Genomic DNA, 19,125 nt, shown 5'->3' on the forward strand with positions numbered 1-19,125 from the left:
CGCCGATGCGCTGGAAGGAAAAGGCGGTCACGCGTCAGGCCCGCGCGTTGGCGGACGCCGCCGCGGCAGGATCGAGCGGCCAGCGGGCGCGCGGGCTGATGTCGAGCCGGTCGCGGATGCCGCGGGAGAGGCGCTCGGCCCCGGCCCAGGCGATCATGGCGCCGTTGTCGGTGCACAAGGCCGGGGAGGGGACGGCGTAGCGGATGTTCAGCTCCGCCGCCACCTTGGCGAGGCTCTCGCGAATCATGGTGTTGGCCGCGACGCCGCCCGCCACCACCAGCGCCGTGGGTCCGCGGCCCAGCCGGTCGCGGAAGGCGCGGGCGCCGGCGCGCACCCGGTCGGCGATCAGGTCCACCACGGCCGCCTGGAAGGAGGCGCACAGGTCCGCCACGTCGTCGTCGGAGAGGGGGGCGAGGCGGTCCGCCTCCAGCCGCACGGCGGTCTTGAGGCCGGAGAGGGAGAAGTCCGGCTCGCGCCGGCCCAGCATGGGGCGGGGGAAGGCGAAGCGGGAAGCGTAGCCGAGCTTAGCCTGCGCCTCCACCTGCGGCCCGCCGGGGTAGGGCAGGCTCAGCATCTTCGCCACCTTGTCGAAGGCCTCGCCCACCGCGTCGTCCAGCGTGGTGCCGAGGCGGGTGTAGCGGCCCACATCCTCCACCGCGAGCAGCTGCGTGTGCCCGCCAGAGACGAGCAGCAGCAGATAGGGGAAGGCCACCCCGTCGGTGAGGCGGGCGGTGAGGGCGTGGGCCTCCAGGTGGTTCACCGCCACCAGCGGCTTCTTCGCCGCAAGGGCGATGGCCTTGGCGGTCGTGAGGCCGACGATGACCCCGCCGATGAGCCCAGGCCCGGCCGCCGCCGCCACCCCGCTGAGCTCGGAGAAGGCGACATTGGCCTGCCGCATGGCCTCGGCGATCACGTGGTCGAGGATTTCCACATGGGCGCGGGCGGCGATCTCCGGCACCACGCCGCCATAGGGCGAGTGGATCTCCACCTGCGAGCGGATCACGTTGGAGCGGATGTCGGACGCGCCCGAAGGCGAGCGCGCCACCACCGCCGCCGAGGTCTCGTCGCACGTGGTCTCGATGCCGAGCACCAGAAGATCGGCCACGCCCCTGTCCTCCCCGCGCGGCCCGGTCTGCGCCGGAACGCCGCTCTATCCCATTTCGATTCCTTTGATCATTGTACGCGCCCATGAACGAGAACACGAAATCGGGCAGCAAGCCCGTCCCCGTCCGCCTGCGCATCGGCACCCGCGGCAGCCCGCTCGCCCTGTGGCAGGCCCATGCGGTGCAGGCTGCGCTCGCCACGGCGCTCGCGGTGCCGGCCGAGGCCATCGAGATCAATGTCATTCGCACGTCCGGCGACCAGATCCAGGACCGGGCGCTGGCGGAGGCGGGCGGGAAAGGTCTGTTCACCAAGGAGATCGAGGAGGCGCTGCTGGACGGGCGCGTGGACCTCGCGGTGCATTCGGCGAAGGACGTGGCGACCTTCCTCCCCGAGGGGCTCCACCTTGCCGGTTACCTCCCCCGCGCGGACGTGCGCGACGCGTTGATCCAGAAGGCCGGCAAGGGGCTCGACGCCCTTCCGGCCGGCGCGCGTGTCGGCACCGCCTCGCTGCGGCGCGAGGCGCAACTGCGGCGCCTGCGGCCCGACCTCAAGGTGGAGCTGCTGCGCGGCAATGTGCACACCCGCCTCGCCAAGGTGCGGGAGGGGGATTTCGACGCCACCCTGCTGGCGCTCGCGGGCCTCACCCGGCTGGGCATGGCCGACGCGGCGAGCGCGGTGCTGGACACCGCCGATTTCCTGCCCGCAGTGGGGCAGGGTGCGGTGGCCATCGAATGCCGCGTCACTGATCCCGATACCAACGCCGCTATCGCCGCCATCGCCTGCCGCGACACGGGCATCGCACTGGATGCCGAGCGGGCCTTCCTGACGGCGCTGGACGGCTCCTGCCGCACCCCCATCGCCGGACTCGCCACGGTGGAGGGCGACAGCGTGCGCCTGCGCGGCCTCGTCATGACGCCCGACGGCTCGGATGCCGCCGAGATCGCCGAGCGCGCCCCCGTGTCCGAGGCCGCGCGCCTCGGCACCGCCTGCGGCGAGATCCTGCGCGCCAGCGCTCCGGCCCGCGCGCTGGGGCTGTGAGACACGGCGCGGCGGCGACACGGGCCGCCGCGCGGCACCGGCGCTTTTTCAGGCCGGTCGCCCGAGCTGAGTCCCGTCTGCTGCCGATCCCATGTTCTGCCCCGTTTCATGTGCCGCATTGAGAAACAGACATGCATATTCTCATCACTCGGCCGGAGCCCGCCGCCTCCCAGACCGCCCAGCGACTCAAGGCGCTGGGGCATGAGGCGACCGTGGACCCCATGCTGCGTATCGCCCCCACCAACGCGAAGCTGCCTGAAGGCCCGTTCGATGCGGTGGCCTTCACCTCCATCAATGGCGTGAAGGCCTTCGCTACCCATCCGGAAGGACCGGGCCTGTTCCATCTGCCTGCCTTCGCGGTGGGGCCGCGCACGGCGAAGGAGGCCCGCGCGGTGGGCTTCTCCCAGGTTCTGGATTGCGACGGCGACGCCTCGGCTTTGGCCGGGCGCATCGCCGCGGTGGTGCCCGCCGGTGCCCGGGTGCTGAACCCCGCCGGCGAGGACCGGGCGGCGGACCTCCAGTCGCTGCTCTCCGCGCCCGGCATCACGCTGGAGCTTGCCATCGTCTATGCCGCCGCGCCGGCGGATGCCCTCTCCGAGGAGGCGCGGGCGGCGCTCGCCGCGGGAACCGTGACGGCGGCGCTGCACTTCTCACAGCGAACGGTCAAGACCCTGCTTCGGTGCGTCGCCGCCGCCGGGCTTAACGACGCGTTGAGAGGTGTACGCGAACTGTGCCTGTCGGAGCAGGTGGCCGAGCCGCTGGTGAAGGCTGGTCTTCCCGTGGAAGTGGCCGGCGCCCCGAACGAGGACGCGCTCCTCGCCTTGCTGTGACTGGGCCGTCGGGCGGCACGGTTGCGGCGCGGCGCGGGGCGGTCTATCCCGATCCGCAATTGCCGATCCGATCTCACGAGGGAGGCACGAGGAACGCCCATGGCGAGCGATGATCCGAAGGCCGGGGGTTTTTCCTCGCGCCCGGCCCGCACTCCACCCACGCTCGACCTGAAGGCCGAGGAGGTCGCCACCGCGCCGGCCACGGCCCCGGGAGCCGGGGCGCCATCCACGGATTCCCCCGCACCTGCCACTGAACCGGCCGCGGGCGAAGCCGACACCAGGGAGGCCGACGCCGTGGCCGCTGAAGGGAACACCGTCGAGGCTGCCCCGGTGAGCGCCGAGCAGGCGGCGGAAGCCGCCATCGAGGAGCCCGCCAAGCCCGCCGCTGCTGCCGCCCCCGCCCGTTCGGGCTCGGGCGCGGGGGCCGTGTTCGCCGCGCTGCTGGCCGGCGCCGTGGCCGGCGGCGGTGTCGCCGGGGGCCTTTGGTATGCCATGGGGGCGTTGACGCCTCCGCCCGCCGCTGCGCCGAAGCCGGTGGTGGACCTCGCCCCCCTGCAGAACCGCATCGCCGCCCTTGAGGCGCGCCCGACCGCCGATGCCGGGGCCATCGCGGCCCTGACCGCGCGGCTGGAGAAGAGCGAAGCGGCGTTGAAGGCGCTGGAAAGCACCGTGGCAGCCCTGAAGGGCGCGCCCGCCGCCGCCGCGGCCGCCCAGGCGGCGCCCGCCGTGCCGCCGTCCCTGCTGAAGAGCGTGGAGGATTTGAAGGCTGCCGCCGAGGCCACCCGGACCGCGCTCGCCGCCGCCACCAAGGAGATCGAGACGGTTCGCGCGGCGCAGGCGAGCTTCCAGTCGGCCATCGCCACCGCCAGCGGCGGGGCGCAGCAGGCGCTGACCCAGGCGCAGCAGGCCTCCGCCCAGGTGCAGCAGGCGACCACGCAGTCCCAGGCCGTGGCTTCCAGGCTCGACGCCGTGGGTCCGCGCCTCGACGCGCTGAAGAAGCAGATCGAGGATGCGTCGGCGGCCGCCACCCAGTTCAACCGCGCCGCCGCGGGGCTGGTGGTGCTCTCCACCTTCCGCGAGGCGGTGGTTTCCGGTCGCCCGTTCGCCACCGAGCTCGGCGCCGCCAAGGCCACGCTGGGTGCCAACGCCGCCCAGCTCGACGCCTTCGCCGCCATCGCGCCGGACGGCTTCGCCCCGCCGGCAAAGCTGGCGGAGCGCCTGGCGAAGGAGGGCGCCGCCGCCATCGGCGCCGCCGCGCCGCCGCCGGCCGATGCGCCGGTCTCACTGGTGGACCGGCTCATGGCCTCCGCCGAGAGCCTCGTGAAGGTGCGCCCGGCCAGCGGGCCCGGCGCGGTCGATGCGGAAAGCGTGCTCGCCACCGCGGTGGGCCTTGTGAAGACCGGCCAGCTGGACGAGGCCCTGCGGGTGCTGAAGCAGCTGCCGGATGCCGTGCAGGCCCGCCTCGCCGTCGTGCGCGACATCGAGGCGCGCGCGAGCGCCCTGCGCCTTGCCGGAATGCTCTACCAGCAACAGCTCGCCGCCATTTCGGGGAAGATGCCGTGATCCGCCTCGTCCTCTTCCTCATCCTCCTCGCGGCCATCGCCTTCGGTGCCTCCTGGCTCGCCGACCGGCCGGGCGAGGTCGCCCTGGTCTGGCAGGGCTGGCGGGTGGAGACCACCGTCCCCGTTGCCCTCGCCGCGCTGGCGGTGGTCACCGGCGTGCTGCTGCTGCTGTGGCGGCTCCTCTCCTTCCTGGTGCGCTCGCCGGCGCTGGTTGCCGCCTTCTCCCGCCGTCGCCGGCGCGAGAAAGGCTGGAAGGCAGTCACGCGCGGCCTGCTGGCGGTGGGCATCGGCGACCACGCCACCGTCCGCCACGCCCGCGCCGAGGCGGTGAAGCTGCTGCCCCACGAGCCGCTCACCCATCTGCTCACCGCCCAGGCGGCGCAACTCGACAACAACCACGAGGTGGCGGTCGCCGCCTTCCGCGCCATGGTGGACGATCCCGCCACCCGCCTCCTCGGCCTGCGCGGCCTGCACATGGAAGCGCGCAAGGCCGGCGACAAGGTCGCCGCCTATGCCATCGCCGAGGAAGCCGCTGCCGCCGCCCCCGCGCTGGGGTGGGCCGCCGAGGCGGTGATCGAGGCCCGCTGCGCTGGCGGCGACTATGCCGGTGCCCGCGCCGTGCTGGAGCGCCAGATGGCGCAGAAGGGCATCGACAAGACCCAGTACCGCCGCCGCAAGGCGGTGCTGCTCGCCGCCGAGGCCGTCGCGCTGGAGCACACCGACCCCCTCGTCGCCCGGGAGAAGGCGATGGAGGCGGTGCGCCTTGCCCCCACCTTGGTACCGGCCGCGGCCTGCGCCGGCCGCCTGCTCGGCGCCGCCGGGGAGCTGAAGAAGGCGGCGAAGGTGGTGGAGACGGCCTATTCGACGAATCCTCATCCTGAACTCGCCGACGTGGAAGCCTACCTGCGCCCCGGCGATGCGGCGCAGGATCGCCTGAAGCGCATCCGCATGCTGGTGAACCGGGCGCCCTCCCACCGGGAAAGCGCCATTGCGCTGGCCCGCGCGGCCATCGACGCCCACGAGTTCGCCCAGGCGCGCATGGTAATGGAGCCGCTCATCGCCGAGCCGAGCCAGCGTGTCTGCCTGCTGATGGCTGAACTCGAAGCCGCCGAACATGCCGATATCGGCAAGGCCCGCGAGTGGACCGCCCGGGCGGTGAGGGCCAATCGCGATCCGGCCTGGATCGCCGACGGCATCGTCTCCGACCGCTGGGCGCCGCTCTCCCCGGTCACCGGAAAGCTTGACGCCTTCGTGTGGGACGTGCCGCCGGGCGTCTCCGCCACCCCCATCCTCGAGCATGAGGCGGAGCGGGTGATGGCCGCCATCGCCGCGGTGCGCGCCGCCGAGGAGGAGAAGGCCGCCGCCCTGGCCGCGGCCGTCGAGGTCGTCGCGAACCCGCCCGCCGCTGCGGCGGAGGAGGCGCCGGCTGTCGCCGAAAAGCCTGTGGACCCAGTGGCTTCTGCAATGGCCGCGCCCGCCTCTCCGCCGGTCCAGGCGGAGGCGAAGCCAGCCGCTCCCGCCGCTCCGGGTCAGGGCCGGGCCAAGCCGTCCCGCCCCGGCCCGATCATCGCCCTGCCGCCGCTGCCCGACGATCCCGGCCCCGAGCCGGAGGAGCCGGAGACCCCGGATCCGGCCAAGAAGCGCCGGCTGATGGGCCTTTGAACAGGGCGCGGCGGATCTCCCGCCGCGCCTTTCTTTTGCGGGCTTCGGCGGTGCCCGGCAACCTTGCCGCCTTGTGGCGGCCGAGCGCCGATGCTATGCGGCGCGGATGACCGCCAGCGCCCAGAAGAACATCCGCAATTTCTCCATCGTCGCCCATATCGACCATGGGAAGTCGACCCTCGCCGACCGCCTGATCCAGATCACCGGCGGCCTCAGCGAGCGCGAGATGACCGACCAGGTGCTCGATTCCATGGACATCGAGCGCGAGCGCGGCATCACCATCAAGGCGCAGACGGTCCGCCTCTCCTACAAGGCGAAGGACGGGGAGACCTACACCCTCAACCTCATCGACACGCCCGGGCACGTGGACTTCGCCTATGAGGTGAACCGCTCGCTCGCCGCCGTGGAGGGTTCGCTGCTGGTGGTGGACGCCTCCCAGGGCGTGGAGGCGCAGACGCTGGCCAACGTCTACCAGGCCATCGACAACAACCACGACATCGTGCCGGTCCTCAACAAGATCGACCTGCCCGCCGCCGAGCCGGAGAAGGTGAAGGCGCAGATCGAGGACGTGATCGGCCTCGACGCCTCCGACGCCATCGGCATCTCCGCCAAGACCGGCCTCAACGTGGACCAGGTGCTGGAGGCCATCGTCACCCGCCTGCCGCCCCCGACCGGCGACCGCGAGGCGCCGCTGAAGGCGCTGCTGGTGGATAGCTGGTACGACACCTATCTCGGCGTGGTGGTGCTGGTGCGCGTGGTGGATGGCGTCCTGAAGAAGGGCCAGCGCATCAAGATGATGGGCTCGGGCGCGGTGAACGACGTGGACCGCGTGGGCGTGTTCACCCCCAAGATGGTGGCCATGACGGAGCTGGGTCCGGGCGAGATCGGCTTCCTCACCGGCTCCATCAAGGAAGTGGCGGACACCCGCGTCGGCGACACCATCACCGAGGACAAGCGCCCCTGCGCGGAGGCCCTGCCAGGCTTCAAGCCGGCCCAGCCGGTGGTGTTCTGCGGGCTGTTCCCGGTGGATGCGGCCGACTTCGAGGATCTGCGCGCCGCCATGGGCAAGCTGCGCCTCAACGACGCCAGCTTCTCCTTCGAGATGGAGACCTCCGCCGCGCTCGGCTTCGGCTTCCGCTGCGGGTTTCTGGGTCTCTTGCACCTGGAGATCATCCAGGAGCGGCTGGAGCGCGAGTTCAACCTCGACCTCATCGCCACCGCCCCGTCGGTCATTTACGAGATCCAGATGACGGACGGCTCGGTGATCGACCTGCACAATCCGGCGGACATGCCGGACGTGGTGAAGATCGAGGAGATCCGCGAGCCGTGGATCCGCGCCACTATCCTGACGCCGGACGACTACCTCGGCTCCGTGCTGAAGCTCTGCCAGGATCGCCGCGGCAACCAGATCGAGCTCACTTATGTGGGCGCGCGCGCCATGGTCACCTACGACCTGCCGCTGAACGAGGTGGTGTTCGACTTCTATGACCGGCTGAAGTCCATTTCCAAGGGCTACGCCTCGTTCGACTACCAGATTACCGAGTACCGCCCCGGCGACCTCGTGAAGATGTCCATCCTGGTGAATGGCGAGCCGGTGGACGCCCTCTCCATGCTGGTGCACCGCACCCGGGCCGAGGCGCGCGGGCGGGTGATGTGCGAGAAGCTGAAGGACCTGATCCCCCAGCATCTGTTCAACATCCCGATCCAGGCCGCCATCGGCGCCAAGATCATCGCCCGCGAGACCATCAAGGCCCTGCGCAAGGACGTGACCGCCAAGTGTTATGGCGGCGACATCACGCGAAAGCGCAAGCTTCTGGACAAGCAGAAGGAGGGCAAGAAGAAGATGCGCCAGTTCGGCAAGGTGGAGATCCCGCAGGAAGCCTTCATCGCCGCGCTGAAGATGGACGAGTGAGGGCGGCGTAGCCCTCACGCCGCCGGCGCTGCCCGCTCCCGCGCCGGTTTGGCCGCCTGCTTGGCGGCCCGCGCCTTCCGGCCCGCGCGCTTCTTCCACCACACCACGACCCCGGTGATGGAGAGCATCGCCACCGCGACGCCCGTCACCGCGATGAGGATGCGTCCCGGCAGGCCGAGGATCCGCCCGGAGTGGATCGGGAACTGCAATTGCAGGAAAATGTCGCCGGCGGTGCCCGCGCCCGGCAGGAACGCGTCCTTGAAGGCGCCTGTCTCCCCGTCGAAATAGAGCCAGCGGGTGTCCAGCGGATCCTCGTGATCGCCGAAGGCGACGCCGAAGATGCCGAAGTGGGGCGAATAGAAGATCTCGCTCGCGGGCTCGTTCCAGCCGCGGGCCTGTGCTTCCTTCAGGCCCGCCGCAAGCACCACGTCGTAGGAGAGGGTGCGGTCGCGCAGCCTCTCCAGCGGCGGCCCGGAGAGGGGCGTCGGCGTCACCTTCGAGAACAGGCCGACGATGGGCTCCACCACCTCCTGCCGCAGGTTCATGGCGACCGAGGAGAGCGCCACCAGAATCAGCAGTGCGAACAGCCACAGTCCTGCGGCGCGGTGCAGGTCGAGGGTGAGGCGGAAGGCGCTGCCGCCCTTGATGCCGAATGCCGGCCGCCACTTGGCGAGGAACGGCCGCCCGCGCGGGAAGGTGAGCGCGAGCCCGACGAAGCCGTCGATGAGCCACAGGATGGCGACGATGCCCATCAGCAGGATGCCGTAGACGCCCGGCAGGCTGAGATTGTGGTGGAACTCGTAGAGGAAGGGCACGAGATTCAGCCGCGAGAAGCAGCATTCCCCCCACAGCCGTTCGGCGAGGATGGCGCCAGAGACGGGGTCCACGTTGAACCAGTCGCGCGTAAGGGCCGCCGGCTGGCCGCTGGTCGGGTCGGTCTTGCCGGTGGCGACGGCGACGGCTGCGTGGCCCGGTTCCTGCACCAGGCTCATGTACCAGATGGCCTGCTCGGGGTGTCCCGCTTCAAGGCGCGCAGCGAGCGCTTCGGGCGACAGGGGCGTGCCCACCGCCTCGGCCCTGTAGGCCGCCGGGTTCAGGGTACGGTCGATTTCCTCGTAGAAGGCGAGCACCGCGCCGGTGAGCCCGGCGCTCAGCAGGAACACCGCCGTGGCGAGGCCCAGGATGCGGTGGGCCCAGACGAGACCCGGCCTGAGGCTGAAGCGGCGTGCGGAAGGCGCCATCGGTCCGCCCTCCCGCCTCACCAATGATACTTGACGGAGGCGAGCACGGTGCGGCCCTGCTGCCAGTACCAATACCCCTCGTTGTTAAGGGCCTCCTGCTGGCCGAACACGTTCTTGGCGTTGAGGGCCAGCTTCCAGCTGTCCTTCTCGTAATAGAGCGCGGCGTCCACCGGGAATTGGGAAGGGTTCTTGTAGGTATTCTCGTTGTTTGCCCAGAAACCGCTGTAATAGCGGATGCCGGCGCCGACCCCGAACCCCTTCAGCGGCCCGCTCAGGAAGGTGTACTTGGCCCACAGCGACGCCACGTTCGCCGGCATGTTCACCGGCACGTTGCCGATGGTGCCGACATCGAGGCTGTTGATGATCTTGCCCTGGGTGAAGGTGTAGGCAGCGGTGAGGTCGAGGCCCTCCGCCAGCTCCACGAAGGCCTCCGCCTCGAAGCCGCGCACCCGGACGTTGCCGACCGGGCTGTAGTAGAAGGTGACCGGATCGGGCACGGCATAATTGTTCTGGGTGATCTGGTAGGCGGCGAGCGTGAAGAAGCTGCGCCCGCCCTTCGGCTGGAACTTGAGGCCCGCCTCGTACTGCTCGCCGGTGGAGGGCTCCAGCAACTGGCCGGCGGCATCCACGTTGAGGGAGGGCAGGAAGGAGGTGGCATAGCTCACATAAGGCGAGACGCCGGTGGGAAACTCGTAGAGCAGCCCCGCCTGCCAGGTGAAGGCCTGGTCGTCGCGGGTGGCGGCGGTGATGCCGTAGGCGCTCTGGTCCTCCGTCGCGAAGTCCTGCCGGCCGCCGAGGGTGAAGTGCCAGCCGTCGCCGAAGCTCATCTGGTCCTGCACGTAGAGGCCGAGCTGGCTCAGCGAGGCGCCAGAGGCGCTGGTGATCGCCGGCATGGCGACGAGGTTCGGGGTATCCGCATTGAAGATGTTGATGGGCGCGGCATTGAAGCCGTAGCCGTCGCCGAAGCTGCTCTCGCCCCACATGTAGTCGAGTCCACCCAGCACCTTGTGCTTGATCGGCCCGGTCTGGAACCGGGCTTGCACCTGGTTGTCGACCTGGAAGGTGTCGAGCGTCTCCCGGTAGTTGGCGGCGTAGACATCCACCAGGGGGCCGGTCCTGGTGCCGGTGGGAAAGAGCCAGAAGCTGTGGTTGTCGATATGGCCGTAGCGCAGGTTCTGCTTTGCGCTCCATATGTCGTCGAAATCGTGCTCGAGGATGTAGCCGGCCTGCTCCTGCGTCTGGTTGATGGCGTTGTAGGTGGTGCCGACCGGGATCTTCGTGAGGATATTGTCGGGCTGATAGTAATAGGTGCTGGCTGGCAGGCGGATGTCTAGCACGTTGGTGAGGATTGTGAGGCGCGTGCTGTCATTCTGGAAGGTGAAGGCCGGCGCCAGATAAAGGGCGTTGTTGGTGGTGTACTCCACCGTGCCTTCGGCCGCGCGTGCAACGCCGGTGAGGCGGTAGAGCGCGCTGCCGTCCTCCTTCAGCTTGCCGCCCACGTCGAAGGCGGCCTGGAACCAGTCGGGCGCGCCGACCTGGCCCTCGATCTCGGCGAAGGGGGTGTCCACCGGCATCTTGGAGATGCGGTTGATGAGACCGCCCGGCACCGTCTGGCCGTAGAGCACGCCCGCCGGACCCTTGATGATGTCGATGCGCTCCAGCCCGTAGGTCTCGGTGCGCCAGTAGGCGAAATTGCCCGAGAACTGGGAAAGTCCGTTCATGAAGTCGCCGCGGGAGGTGACGGCGAAGCCGCGGATGTAGATGTCGTCGAACCGCGGGTCATAGCCATAGGCCCCGGTGACCACGCCGGCGGTGTAGGAGATGGCGTCCACCACATTCTGCGCCGCGCGGTCGTCCATCTCCTGCCGGGTGACGACGGAGATGGAGCGCGGAGTCTCGATGAGCGGGGTGTCGGTCTTGGTGCCGGCGGCGGAGCGGGTGGCGACATAGCCCCCCACCGGCCCCCAGGCGCTTTCCCTGGTGCCATCCACCGTGACGGTGGGCAGGGAGACGGTGTCGGTCGCCTCCTCCGCCGCGGCGTGTGGCGCGATGGCGAAATCGAGGGCGCAAATCGCGGTCGCGGCAAGGACAGTTGAAAGCGTGCTCACGCGGGGCTGAAAAGTGCTCCGCTTGAAGGAAGTGTGCGCCATATCGCGCCCCGTTGTAAAAATCCCTATCAGATGGGGATGAGTATGTCGGTATCCCTATCTGATCAATAATAACGTCCAAAAATGCGAAATATTGGAAATAATTTAATTCAATAAATTTCAGTCTATATTTATTATAATATATATTATGCTTTAATTATAATAATTAAATTCAGGCTACTTTGCGTGAGGTGGATTGTGTTTGCCGGTCCGCCCGCCGCGCGATTGGCACGGGCTGTGCTTGCGGAGCATGCGCAATTCGCGTTCCGTGAGGCGCAAGGGAGGGATGAGGGTGTCGGAGGCGAAGCACGAGGCCTATGGCCTGGAGAAGGTGGTGCAGCACGCCCACGCGCGGACCCGCGGCGACCTCACCGGGGCGCTCGCGACCTATATCCCCGAGCTGGCGCGGGTGGATCCGGAGCGGTTCGGCATCGCCCTGGTCTCGGTGGGGGGAGAGGTGGTGGGCGTCGGCGACGTGGAGGTGCCCTTCACCATCCAGTCCATTTCCAAGGCGCTTGCCTATTGCCTCGCCCTGGAGGCCGCGGGGCGCGACCGGGTGCTGGCCCATGTGGGGGTGGAGCCCTCGGGCGACGCCTTCAACGCCATCGTCTTCGATCCGCACACCAACCGCCCTTACAACCCCATGGTGAATGCCGGGGCCATCACCGTGTCCGGCCTTCTCGCCCAGGCGCTGGGGGCGGAGGCGTTCGACGTGCTGCTGGATCGCTTTTCAGCGGCTGCGGGCCGCAAGCTCGGTTTCGACGAGGCGGTCTACCGCTCCGAGGCGGAGACCGGCCACCGCAACCGGGGCATCGCCCACCTCCTGAAGAACGCCGGGGCGCTGGAGGCGGACGTGGACGCCACGCTCGACCTCTATTTCCGCCAGTGCTCCATCCTCGTCACCGCCTCGGACCTCGCCCGCATGGGGGCGACCCTTGCCAGCATCGGCGAGAACCCGCTCACGGGCGCGACCGTGTTCGCGGTGGAGGCGGTGCGCGGCACCCTCTCGGTGATGTTCACCTGCGGCATGTACGATTTCGCCGGCAACTGGGCATTCGACGTGGGCGTGCCGGCCAAGAGCGGGGTGGGCGGGGGCATCCTCGGCGTGGTCAATCGCCAGCTCGGCATCGGCACTTATTCGCCGCGGCTCGACACCAAGGGCAATTCGGTGCGTGGCATCGCCGCCTTCCGCGAGCTCGCGGAGGAGCTGGGCCTGCATATCTTCGATCCCACCAACCGGGGCTCGGCCATGCTCGGCGCCTTCAGCCGGTGACGGCGGTCGCCGCAATTCGCACAGGCCGCGGCGCGGCGAAATGAAAACGGGGGGCGCAGCGGCCCCCCGTGGGGTCACTTCCGGTCACGATCAGGACGCCCGCGCGGGGCGCCCGCCCGAACTCACGAGCAGCGCACGTACACCATGGTGCCGTAGCGCTTGGCCACCTCGGGGTCCATCCACTTCAGCACCAGCACGTTGCCGTCGAAGCGCACCACCTGGCGGTCGGCCTGGCTGCCGGCCGGCTCGTCCGGCGGGCCGATGAAGACGGGGCCGTTTCCGGTCTGCTTGGACACCAGCTCGGTGAGCTTGTTGTCGTCGGCGAGATACATCATTACGCCGCCGTTGGGGCCGGCCGTGATCACATAAGGGTTGGAGCAGCCGGCGCGCGCCTGGTTCTCGGTGCGGGTGGCGTCGTCCGGACGATGGTAGGCGGCAAGGCCCCAGCGGCCGACGAGGCGATCGGAGGCGATGGGGCTCGTATATTGCGGACGCGCCGGGGCCGGCGGTGCCGAGGGGGTCGTTTCGCAGGCGGCGAGCCCCAGGGCCAGAACCGTCAGGGTGATGCCGGCCAGCCCGGCGCGGCGCAGGCGCCCGACCTCGGATTTCGATTCCGCAATCATCTTCGTCATGTGCTTTCCGAGGCCTCCCGCCGCCTGGGACCAGATCTTCATGCACCGCCAGCCGGTTCCGCCGAACATAGAGGCTGGCGCCGCCCGCGTCGATTCCAAGGCGCCGATCCCCCATCGGGCACAGGCGCCAACTTGGCCGCCACCATAAGACCGCCATGGTTACCGCTTTGCTAGTGTTCCCGGGAACTTTCCTGCCCAGCGGATTTCGTCAGGCGCCTTGACGGGGCGAAGGGGTCACCTTATCTCGGCAACGAGCTTGGCACTCTTCCGACGGGAGTGCCAAAACCGGCGGGCTCATCGCTCGCATTCCCTCGAAGAGGTATCCACATGTCCTTCCGCCCCCTGCACGACCGCGTCGTCGTCAAGCGCATCGAAGCCGAGCAGAAGACCGCCGGCGGCATCATCATCCCCGACACCGCCAAGGAAAAGCCCCAGGAGGGCGAGGTGATCGCGGTGGGCGCCGGCGCCCGCGACGAGAGCGGCAAGCTCGTTCCCCTCGATGTGAAGGCGGGCGATCGCGTGCTGTTCGGCAAGTGGTCCGGCACCGAGGTCAAGATCGACGGCCAGGACCTCCTCATCATGAAGGAGAGCGACATCCTCGGCGTCATCGCCAAGTGATGCGCCTTTTCCGGGCGCGCGGCCATGTGGCCGGATGATGCGCGCCTGACCGCACCGACATCCTCATTCAGGAGGCCGAAATGGCTGCCAAAGAAGTGAAGTTTTCTTCCGACGCGCGCGAGAAGCTGCTGCGCGGCGTCGACATCCTCGCCAATGCGGTGAAGGTCACCCTCGGCCCCAAGGGCCGCAACGTGGTGATCGAGAAGAGCTTCGGCGCCCCCCGCATCACCAAGGACGGTGTGTCGGTGGCCAAGGAGATCGAGCTCGAGGACAAGTTCGAGAACCTCGGCGCCCAGCTGGTGCGTGAGGTGGCCTCCAAGACCAACGACCTCGCCGGCGACGGCACCACCACCGCCACCGTGCTGGCCCAGTCCATCGTGAAGGAAGGCGCCAAGGCGGTTGCCGCCGGCATGAACCCGATGGACCTGAAGCGCGGCATCGACCTCGCCGTGGCCGCCGCCATCGCCGACATCAAGGGCCGCGCCAAGAAGGTTTCCTCCTCCGCGGAAGTCGCGCAGGTGGGCACCATCTCCGCCAACGGTGATGTCTCCATCGGCGAGATGATCGCCGGCGCCATGCAGCGCGTGGGCAACGAGGGCGTGATCACCGTCGAGGAAGCCAAGACCGCCGAGACCGAGCTCGAGGTGGTGGAAGGCATGCAGTTCGACCGCGGCTACCTCTCTCCGTATTTCATCACCAATGCGGAGAAGATGATCGCCGACCTGGAAGAGCCCTACCTGCTCATCTTCGAGAAGAAGCTGTCCGGCCTCCAGCCGATCCTGCCGGTCCTCGAGGCCGTGGTGCAGACCGGCCGTCCCCTCGTCATCGTCGCCGAGGACGTGGAAGGCGAGGCCCTCGCCACCCTCGTGGTGAACAAGCTGCGCGGCGGCCTGAAGGTCGCGGCCGTGAAGGCCCCCGGCTTCGGTGATCGCCGCAAGGCCATGCTGGAGGATATCGCCATTCTCACCGGCGGCCAGGTGATCTCGGAAGACCTCGGCATCAAGCTGGAGAACGTGACCCTCGCCCAGCTCGGCCGCGCCAAGAAGGTGATCCTCGAGAAGGAGAAGACCACCATCGTGGACGGCGTCGGCGAGAAGGCCGACATCGAGGCCCGCGTCAACCAGATCAAGGCCCAGATCGAGGAGACCTCCTCGGACTACGACCGCGAGAAGCTCCAGGAGCGCCTGGCCAAGCTCGCGGGCGGCGTGGCGGTGATCCGCGTCGGCGGTTCCACCGAGGTGGAAGTCAAGGAGAAGAAGGACCGCGTTGACGACGCCCTGAACGCCACCCGCGCCGCGGTGGAAGAAGGCATCGTCCCCGGTGGCGGCGTGGCCCTGCTGCGCGCCAAGAAGGCGGTCGAGACCGTCACTTCCGACAATGCCGACATCAAGGCCGGCATCAAGATCGTGCTGCGCGCCCTTGAGGCCCCCATCCGCCAGATCGCCGAGAATTCCGGCGTGGAAGGCTCCATCGTGGTGGGCAAGGTGCAGGAGTCCAACGATCCGAACTTCGGCTTCAATGCCCAGAGCGAGGAATACGTGGACATGATCTCCGCCGGCATCGTCGATCCGGCGAAGGTGGTGCGCACCGCCCTTCAGGATGCGGCTTCCATCGCGGCCCTCATCGTCACCACCGAGGCGCTCGTCGCCGAGCTGCCGAAGAAGGATGCCGGCATGCCCGCCATGCCCGGCGGCGGCATGGGCGGCATGGGCGGCATGGATTTCTGATCCAATCCTCCCTGGCGTAGGAAAGAGAGGGCGCGGCTTCGGCCGCGCCCTTTTTCGTTCGGCCGGCTTCTCGCGCCGCAGCTTGCTGCGTCCGCGGAAAGAGAGCCGGGCCCGCCGCACCGGCTCCGCCGCCTTCGGTCAAGTCCGGGCGGCGCCTGAGCAAACCTGCTTGGCACCCGAGCGACCTGGCGCTTGAGCGACTTGGGGCCGGTCGAAGACCAAGGTCGACGGCATCAGGCGCGGCCTGCGGCGCCGACCTCCCCCCGGGGCCGGGCGCGGCCCTCCGGACGCGCTGGAAGCCCACAGCCCGCCCGGCTCGTTCCACCCTCAGGTGCCGCAGAACGTCTGGTAGCCTTCCATCCGCGGCGGCAGGTCGGCGTAGCGGGCGAAGTTCGGCTGATCCGCGTAGGGGGTCGCAAGGACCGTGTTCAACTCCTCGAAGGGGGCGAAGTCTCCGCGCTCGGTGGCCGCGGCGATGACCGCTTCCACCAGGTGGTTGCGCGGTACGAAGGCGGGGTTCACCTGCTCCATCCCCGCCCGGATCTGCGCGCCCTCCCGCCCCGTCGCGGCGAGGCGAGCGCGCCAGCGCGCGGCCCAGGCGTCGAAGGCGTCCCGGTCCAGGAACAGGTCTCGCACCGGTGAGAGGGCCTCCTCGTCCTCTGCGGCCCGGCACAGGCGCCGGAAGGTGAGGGTAAAGTCCGCCTTGCCCGCGATCATCGCGCTGAGCAGGTCAAGGGCGAGGGCCACGTCCGCCTCGTCCGCGTCGGGAAGGCCGATCTTGGCGGCGAGCCCCGCGTGGTAGGCGCCATAAAAGCGGGCCGGGAAGGTGCCGAGCGCGGCATTGGCGATGGCCACCGCCTGCTCCTTCTCCGGATGGAAGAGCGGCACGAGGCATTCGGCGAAGCGGGCGAGGTTCCAGTGGGCGATGTCCGGCTGGTTGCCATAGGCATAGCGGCCCATGTGGTCGATGGAGGAGAACACCGTCTGCGGGTCGTAGGCGTCCATGAATGCGCAGGGGCCGTAGTCGATGGTCTCGCCCGAGACGGACATGTTGTCCGTGTTCATCACGCCATGGATGAAGCCCATCTGCAGCCAGCGGGCCACGAGGGCGGCCTGCCGGCCGATCACCGCTTCCAGCAGGCCGAGATAGGGCTGCTCGGTCCCGGCCAGCTCCGGATAATGGCGGGCGATGGTGTAGTCGGCGAGCTGGCGCACGGCGTCCGTCGCCTTGCGAGCGGCGAAGAACTGGTAGGTGCCGATGCGGATGTGGCTTGCCGCCACCCGCGCCAGCACCGCGCCGGGCAGCGGGCGGTCGCGCAGGATGGGCTCGCCGGTCGTCACGGCCGCCAGCGCGCGGGTGGTGGGAATGCCCAGCGCCGCCATGGCCTCGCTGACGATATATTCCCGCAGAACCGGGCCGAGGGCCGCCCGCCCGTCGCCGCGGCGGGAGAAGGGAGTGGGCCCGGAGCCCTTCAGCTGGATGTCCCGCCGGCCGTTGCGCCCCACCACCTCGCCGAGGAGGATGGCACGGCCGTCGCCGAGCTGGGGCACGAACTGGCCGAACTGGTGTCCAGCATAGGCGAGGGCAATGGGATCGGCCCCCGGCGGCACGCGCTGGCCGGCGAAGATTTCCACACCCTCGGGTGTGGCCAGCGCCGCGGGATCGAGCCCCAGCTCCTCGGCGAGGGCGGCATTGACCTTCACCAGCGCGGGCGCGGCGACGGGGGTGGGGGCCGCCGATGCATAGAAGCCCGGCAGGTCGCGGGAATAGGAATTGTCGAACGGAAAGAGGGCGGTGCGATCGGTCGCCGCGGCGACAGGGGGATCGACGGCAGGAGAAACGGCGCTGGACATGGCAATCTCCCTCGGGGCGAAAAGGGGCAGGCCCCGGGACTTCAGCAATCAATATGGGAAGCGTGCCGGCATCCGGAAAGGAAGTCCAGCCACAGCGCCCGCCCGTCAGGGTTGGCGCCAGGGGGGAATCCGCCCGTCAAGGTTGGCGCCAGGGGGGAATCCGCCCGTCAGGGTTGGCGCCAGGGGGGAATCCGCCCGTCAGGGTTGGCGCCAGGGGGAATCCGCCCGTCAGGGTTGGCGCCAGGGGGAATCTGCCCGTCAGGGTTGGCGCCGGGCGAGCGCTCGCCCGTCAGGGCAGTCGAGGGCGGAAGCCCACCTCGCCGGAATCGGCGTCGAAGAGATAGTCGAACGCGTTCAGCGCCCGCACCGTGGTGTTGACGAAGGCTGGCCGCCGGCCGTGCCCCACCAGGATCACCTGTTCCGGCACGTTCGGGTCCGCCCGGTCGCCCACGGTGAAGCCATAGGCCGGCGCGGTCCCGCCGGTGCCCGGCGAGATGGCGAGGACGACGCCCTCGGCCAGCACCCGCTCGCCGCGCGGGCCGAGGGTGGCGAGCCCTTCCGCCTGCGCATCGGGCAGGGAAAGGAACATGGTCGTCACGCCCGTATCCATCAGCAGGGAGCCGCAGGCGGCCGGCGCGCGGCCGTCGAGGGCGAGGCAGGCGGGCGTCGCCGCCCAGTCGCCGGCAGCGGGATCGGCCGCCAGCTTCACCCGGGAGAAGCCGGCCTTGTCCCCCGCGGAAAGCCCGACCTTCACCGCTTGCCGGCCCACCACATAGCCGCGACCGAGCGCGCCGGGCGCCTGGCTCTCGCCCATGCCCGGCAGGTTGAGGAAGGGGTTGCGGTCCGGCCCCGCCCCCGGCTGGCCGTCATGGGCGCGGGCGAAGCCGATACCCAGCATGGCGACGCGGCGCGGCGCCTCGGATGGCCGGCAGTTGCGCGCCGTCCTCAGGCAGTCGATGCGCGTCACCGCGAGCACGGTGATGGGCCGGGTGGTGAGGCGCGTTCCATCCGCGCCGGTGATGGTAACCGGCACGCGCACATGGACGCCGCGCATGATCCGCCCGGAGGAGGAATAGGTGAGCCGCCCCGGCCCGAGGCGCGGCAGCGTCGCGAAATCGGCGATGGAGGTGGCGGAGATGACGACGCCGGTGGAACCCGTGTCCATCACGGCCCGGTGCGCTTCCCCGCCGATGGAGATCGCCAGCGTCGGCGGACGGCGGATGGGCGCGCCGTCGGCCGGCGCGTTGAGATAGGGCAGCGTCACGGCCTGCTGGGCCCCGGCCGGGCCCGGGAGAGCCGAAGCCAGAAGGGACGCGAAAAGGAGGACGGCATAAGCGCGGCGCATCATCGGTCCTCCCATGCCGGCACCCGGTGCCGGGGCGCGCAACGCGTCGCGCGATTCACGGGAGAGAAGATGGCCTGAAAGCCGGCGTGCGAGGCAAGGGCGCGCGCCATAAAACAGGAAGGGAGCCGGTTCCGAGGGGCCCGGCTCCGGCTCCAGGTCTCAAGGCGTGGCCGGCGAGCG

Annotated in this window: 14 protein-coding genes; 8 read left to right on the plus strand and 6 right to left on the minus strand. The window is 69.6% G+C overall.

The genetic code is table 11. The annotated features are described in order from the left end of the window. Positions 1–34 precede the first annotated feature (34 nt). Positions 35–1,105, minus strand: a complete 1,071-nt coding sequence (gene tsaD / locus V5F59_RS06570) for a tRNA (adenosine(37)-N6)-threonylcarbamoyltransferase complex transferase subunit TsaD (RefSeq protein ID WP_393982141.1) — start codon at positions 1,103–1,105, stop codon at positions 35–37. Positions 1,106–1,188: 83 nt separating this feature from the next. Here tsaD and hemC point away from each other — a divergent pair, with 83 nt between their 5' ends. The 5 genes from hemC (at position 1,189) to lepA (ending at position 8,108) form a co-directional block, all read left to right on the plus strand. Then, the gene (gene hemC / locus V5F59_RS06575; protein WP_393982140.1) at positions 1,189–2,142 is read left to right on the plus strand and encodes a hydroxymethylbilane synthase; all 954 of its coding nucleotides are present in this window, start codon (positions 1,189–1,191) and stop codon (positions 2,140–2,142) included. Positions 2,143–2,273: 131 nt separating this feature from the next. Beyond that, the gene (locus V5F59_RS06580) at positions 2,274–2,972 is read left to right on the plus strand and encodes a uroporphyrinogen-III synthase (RefSeq protein WP_393982139.1); all 699 of its coding nucleotides are present in this window, start codon (positions 2,274–2,276) and stop codon (positions 2,970–2,972) included. Positions 2,973–3,266: 294 nt separating this feature from the next. Beyond that, entirely contained in the window at positions 3,267–4,535 is a 1,269-nt protein-coding gene (locus tag V5F59_RS06585; protein ID WP_393982138.1) for a COG4223 family protein, read from the plus strand. Then, the gene (locus tag V5F59_RS06590) at positions 4,532–6,196 is read left to right on the plus strand and encodes a heme biosynthesis protein HemY (protein ID WP_393982137.1); all 1,665 of its coding nucleotides are present in this window, start codon (positions 4,532–4,534) and stop codon (positions 6,194–6,196) included. The genes V5F59_RS06585 and V5F59_RS06590 overlap by 4 nt, the downstream gene beginning before the upstream one ends. A 106-nt stretch (positions 6,197–6,302) precedes the next feature. Continuing rightward, positions 6,303–8,108 carry a translation elongation factor 4 gene (lepA, locus tag V5F59_RS06595; protein WP_393982136.1) on the plus strand — a complete coding sequence of 602 codons (1,806 nt, stop codon included), beginning with the start codon at positions 6,303–6,305 and terminating at the stop codon, positions 8,106–8,108. A 14-nt stretch (positions 8,109–8,122) separates the two neighbouring features. Here lepA and V5F59_RS06600 read toward each other — a convergent pair whose 3' ends face one another. Together V5F59_RS06600 and V5F59_RS06605 are read right to left on the minus strand one after the other, a co-directional pair. Continuing rightward, on the minus strand, positions 8,123–9,349 hold the full coding sequence (locus V5F59_RS06600) for a PepSY-associated TM helix domain-containing protein (RefSeq protein WP_393982135.1): 1,227 nt from the start codon (positions 9,347–9,349) through the stop codon (positions 8,123–8,125). A gap of 17 nt (positions 9,350–9,366) precedes the next feature. Beyond that, positions 9,367–11,457, minus strand: a complete 2,091-nt coding sequence (locus tag V5F59_RS06605) for a TonB-dependent siderophore receptor (protein WP_393982134.1) — start codon at positions 11,455–11,457, stop codon at positions 9,367–9,369. Between the two features lie 331 nt (positions 11,458–11,788). Here V5F59_RS06605 and glsA point away from each other — a divergent pair, with 331 nt between their 5' ends. Continuing rightward, positions 11,789–12,769, plus strand: coding sequence for a glutaminase A (gene glsA, locus V5F59_RS06610; protein WP_393982133.1), 981 nt, complete (start codon positions 11,789–11,791; stop codon positions 12,767–12,769). A gap of 122 nt (positions 12,770–12,891) precedes the next feature. On the opposite strand, the gene V5F59_RS06615 is transcribed toward glsA, so the two are convergent. Continuing rightward, the gene (locus tag V5F59_RS06615; protein WP_393982132.1) at positions 12,892–13,401 is read right to left on the minus strand and encodes a hypothetical protein; all 510 of its coding nucleotides are present in this window, start codon (positions 13,399–13,401) and stop codon (positions 12,892–12,894) included. Between the two features lie 327 nt (positions 13,402–13,728). On the opposite strand from V5F59_RS06615, the gene groES reads away from it, so the two are divergent. Beyond that, positions 13,729–14,019, plus strand: coding sequence for a co-chaperone GroES (gene groES, locus V5F59_RS06620; protein WP_029556583.1), 291 nt, complete (start codon positions 13,729–13,731; stop codon positions 14,017–14,019). An 80-nt stretch (positions 14,020–14,099) separates the two neighbouring features. Beyond that, on the plus strand, positions 14,100–15,746 hold the full coding sequence (gene groL, locus V5F59_RS06625) for a chaperonin GroEL (protein WP_509211194.1): 1,647 nt from the start codon (positions 14,100–14,102) through the stop codon (positions 15,744–15,746). Positions 15,747–16,073: 327 nt separating this feature from the next. On the opposite strand, the gene V5F59_RS06630 is transcribed toward groL, so the two are convergent. Together V5F59_RS06630 and V5F59_RS06635 are read right to left on the minus strand one after the other, a co-directional pair. Beyond that, complete coding sequence (locus tag V5F59_RS06630) at positions 16,074–17,600, minus strand: protein adenylyltransferase SelO (RefSeq protein WP_393982366.1); 1,527 nt, start codon at positions 17,598–17,600, stop codon at positions 16,074–16,076. A gap of 289 nt (positions 17,601–17,889) precedes the next feature. Beyond that, positions 17,890–18,948, minus strand: a complete 1,059-nt coding sequence (locus V5F59_RS06635; protein WP_393982367.1) for a hypothetical protein — start codon at positions 18,946–18,948, stop codon at positions 17,890–17,892. Positions 18,949–19,125: the final 177 nt, after the last annotated feature.

This window comes from Xanthobacter nonsaccharivorans (assembly GCF_043194755.2).
GTDB classification, from domain to species: domain Bacteria; phylum Pseudomonadota; class Alphaproteobacteria; order Rhizobiales; family Xanthobacteraceae; genus Xanthobacter; species Xanthobacter autotrophicus_G.

Excerpts from the sequence above, each read along its gene's own strand:
- hemC (WP_393982140.1), top strand. The coding sequence starts at position 1,189 with ATGAACGAGAACACGAAATCGGGCAGCAAGCCCGTCCCCGTCCGCCTG.
- V5F59_RS06580 (WP_393982139.1), top strand. The coding sequence starts at position 2,274 with ATGCATATTCTCATCACTCGGCCGGAGCCCGCCGCCTCCCAGACCGCC.
- lepA (WP_393982136.1), top strand. The coding sequence starts at position 6,303 with ATGACCGCCAGCGCCCAGAAGAACATCCGCAATTTCTCCATCGTCGCC.
- V5F59_RS06600 (WP_393982135.1), bottom strand. The coding sequence starts at position 9,349 with ATGGCGCCTTCCGCACGCCGCTTCAGCCTCAGGCCGGGTCTCGTCTGG.
- V5F59_RS06615 (WP_393982132.1), bottom strand. The coding sequence starts at position 13,401 with ATGACGAAGATGATTGCGGAATCGAAATCCGAGGTCGGGCGCCTGCGC.
- groES (WP_029556583.1), top strand. The coding sequence starts at position 13,729 with ATGTCCTTCCGCCCCCTGCACGACCGCGTCGTCGTCAAGCGCATCGAA.
- groL (WP_509211194.1), top strand. The coding sequence starts at position 14,100 with ATGGCTGCCAAAGAAGTGAAGTTTTCTTCCGACGCGCGCGAGAAGCTG.
- V5F59_RS06630 (WP_393982366.1), bottom strand. The coding sequence starts at position 17,600 with ATGTCCAGCGCCGTTTCTCCTGCCGTCGATCCCCCTGTCGCCGCGGCG.
- V5F59_RS06635 (WP_393982367.1), bottom strand. The coding sequence starts at position 18,948 with ATGATGCGCCGCGCTTATGCCGTCCTCCTTTTCGCGTCCCTTCTGGCT.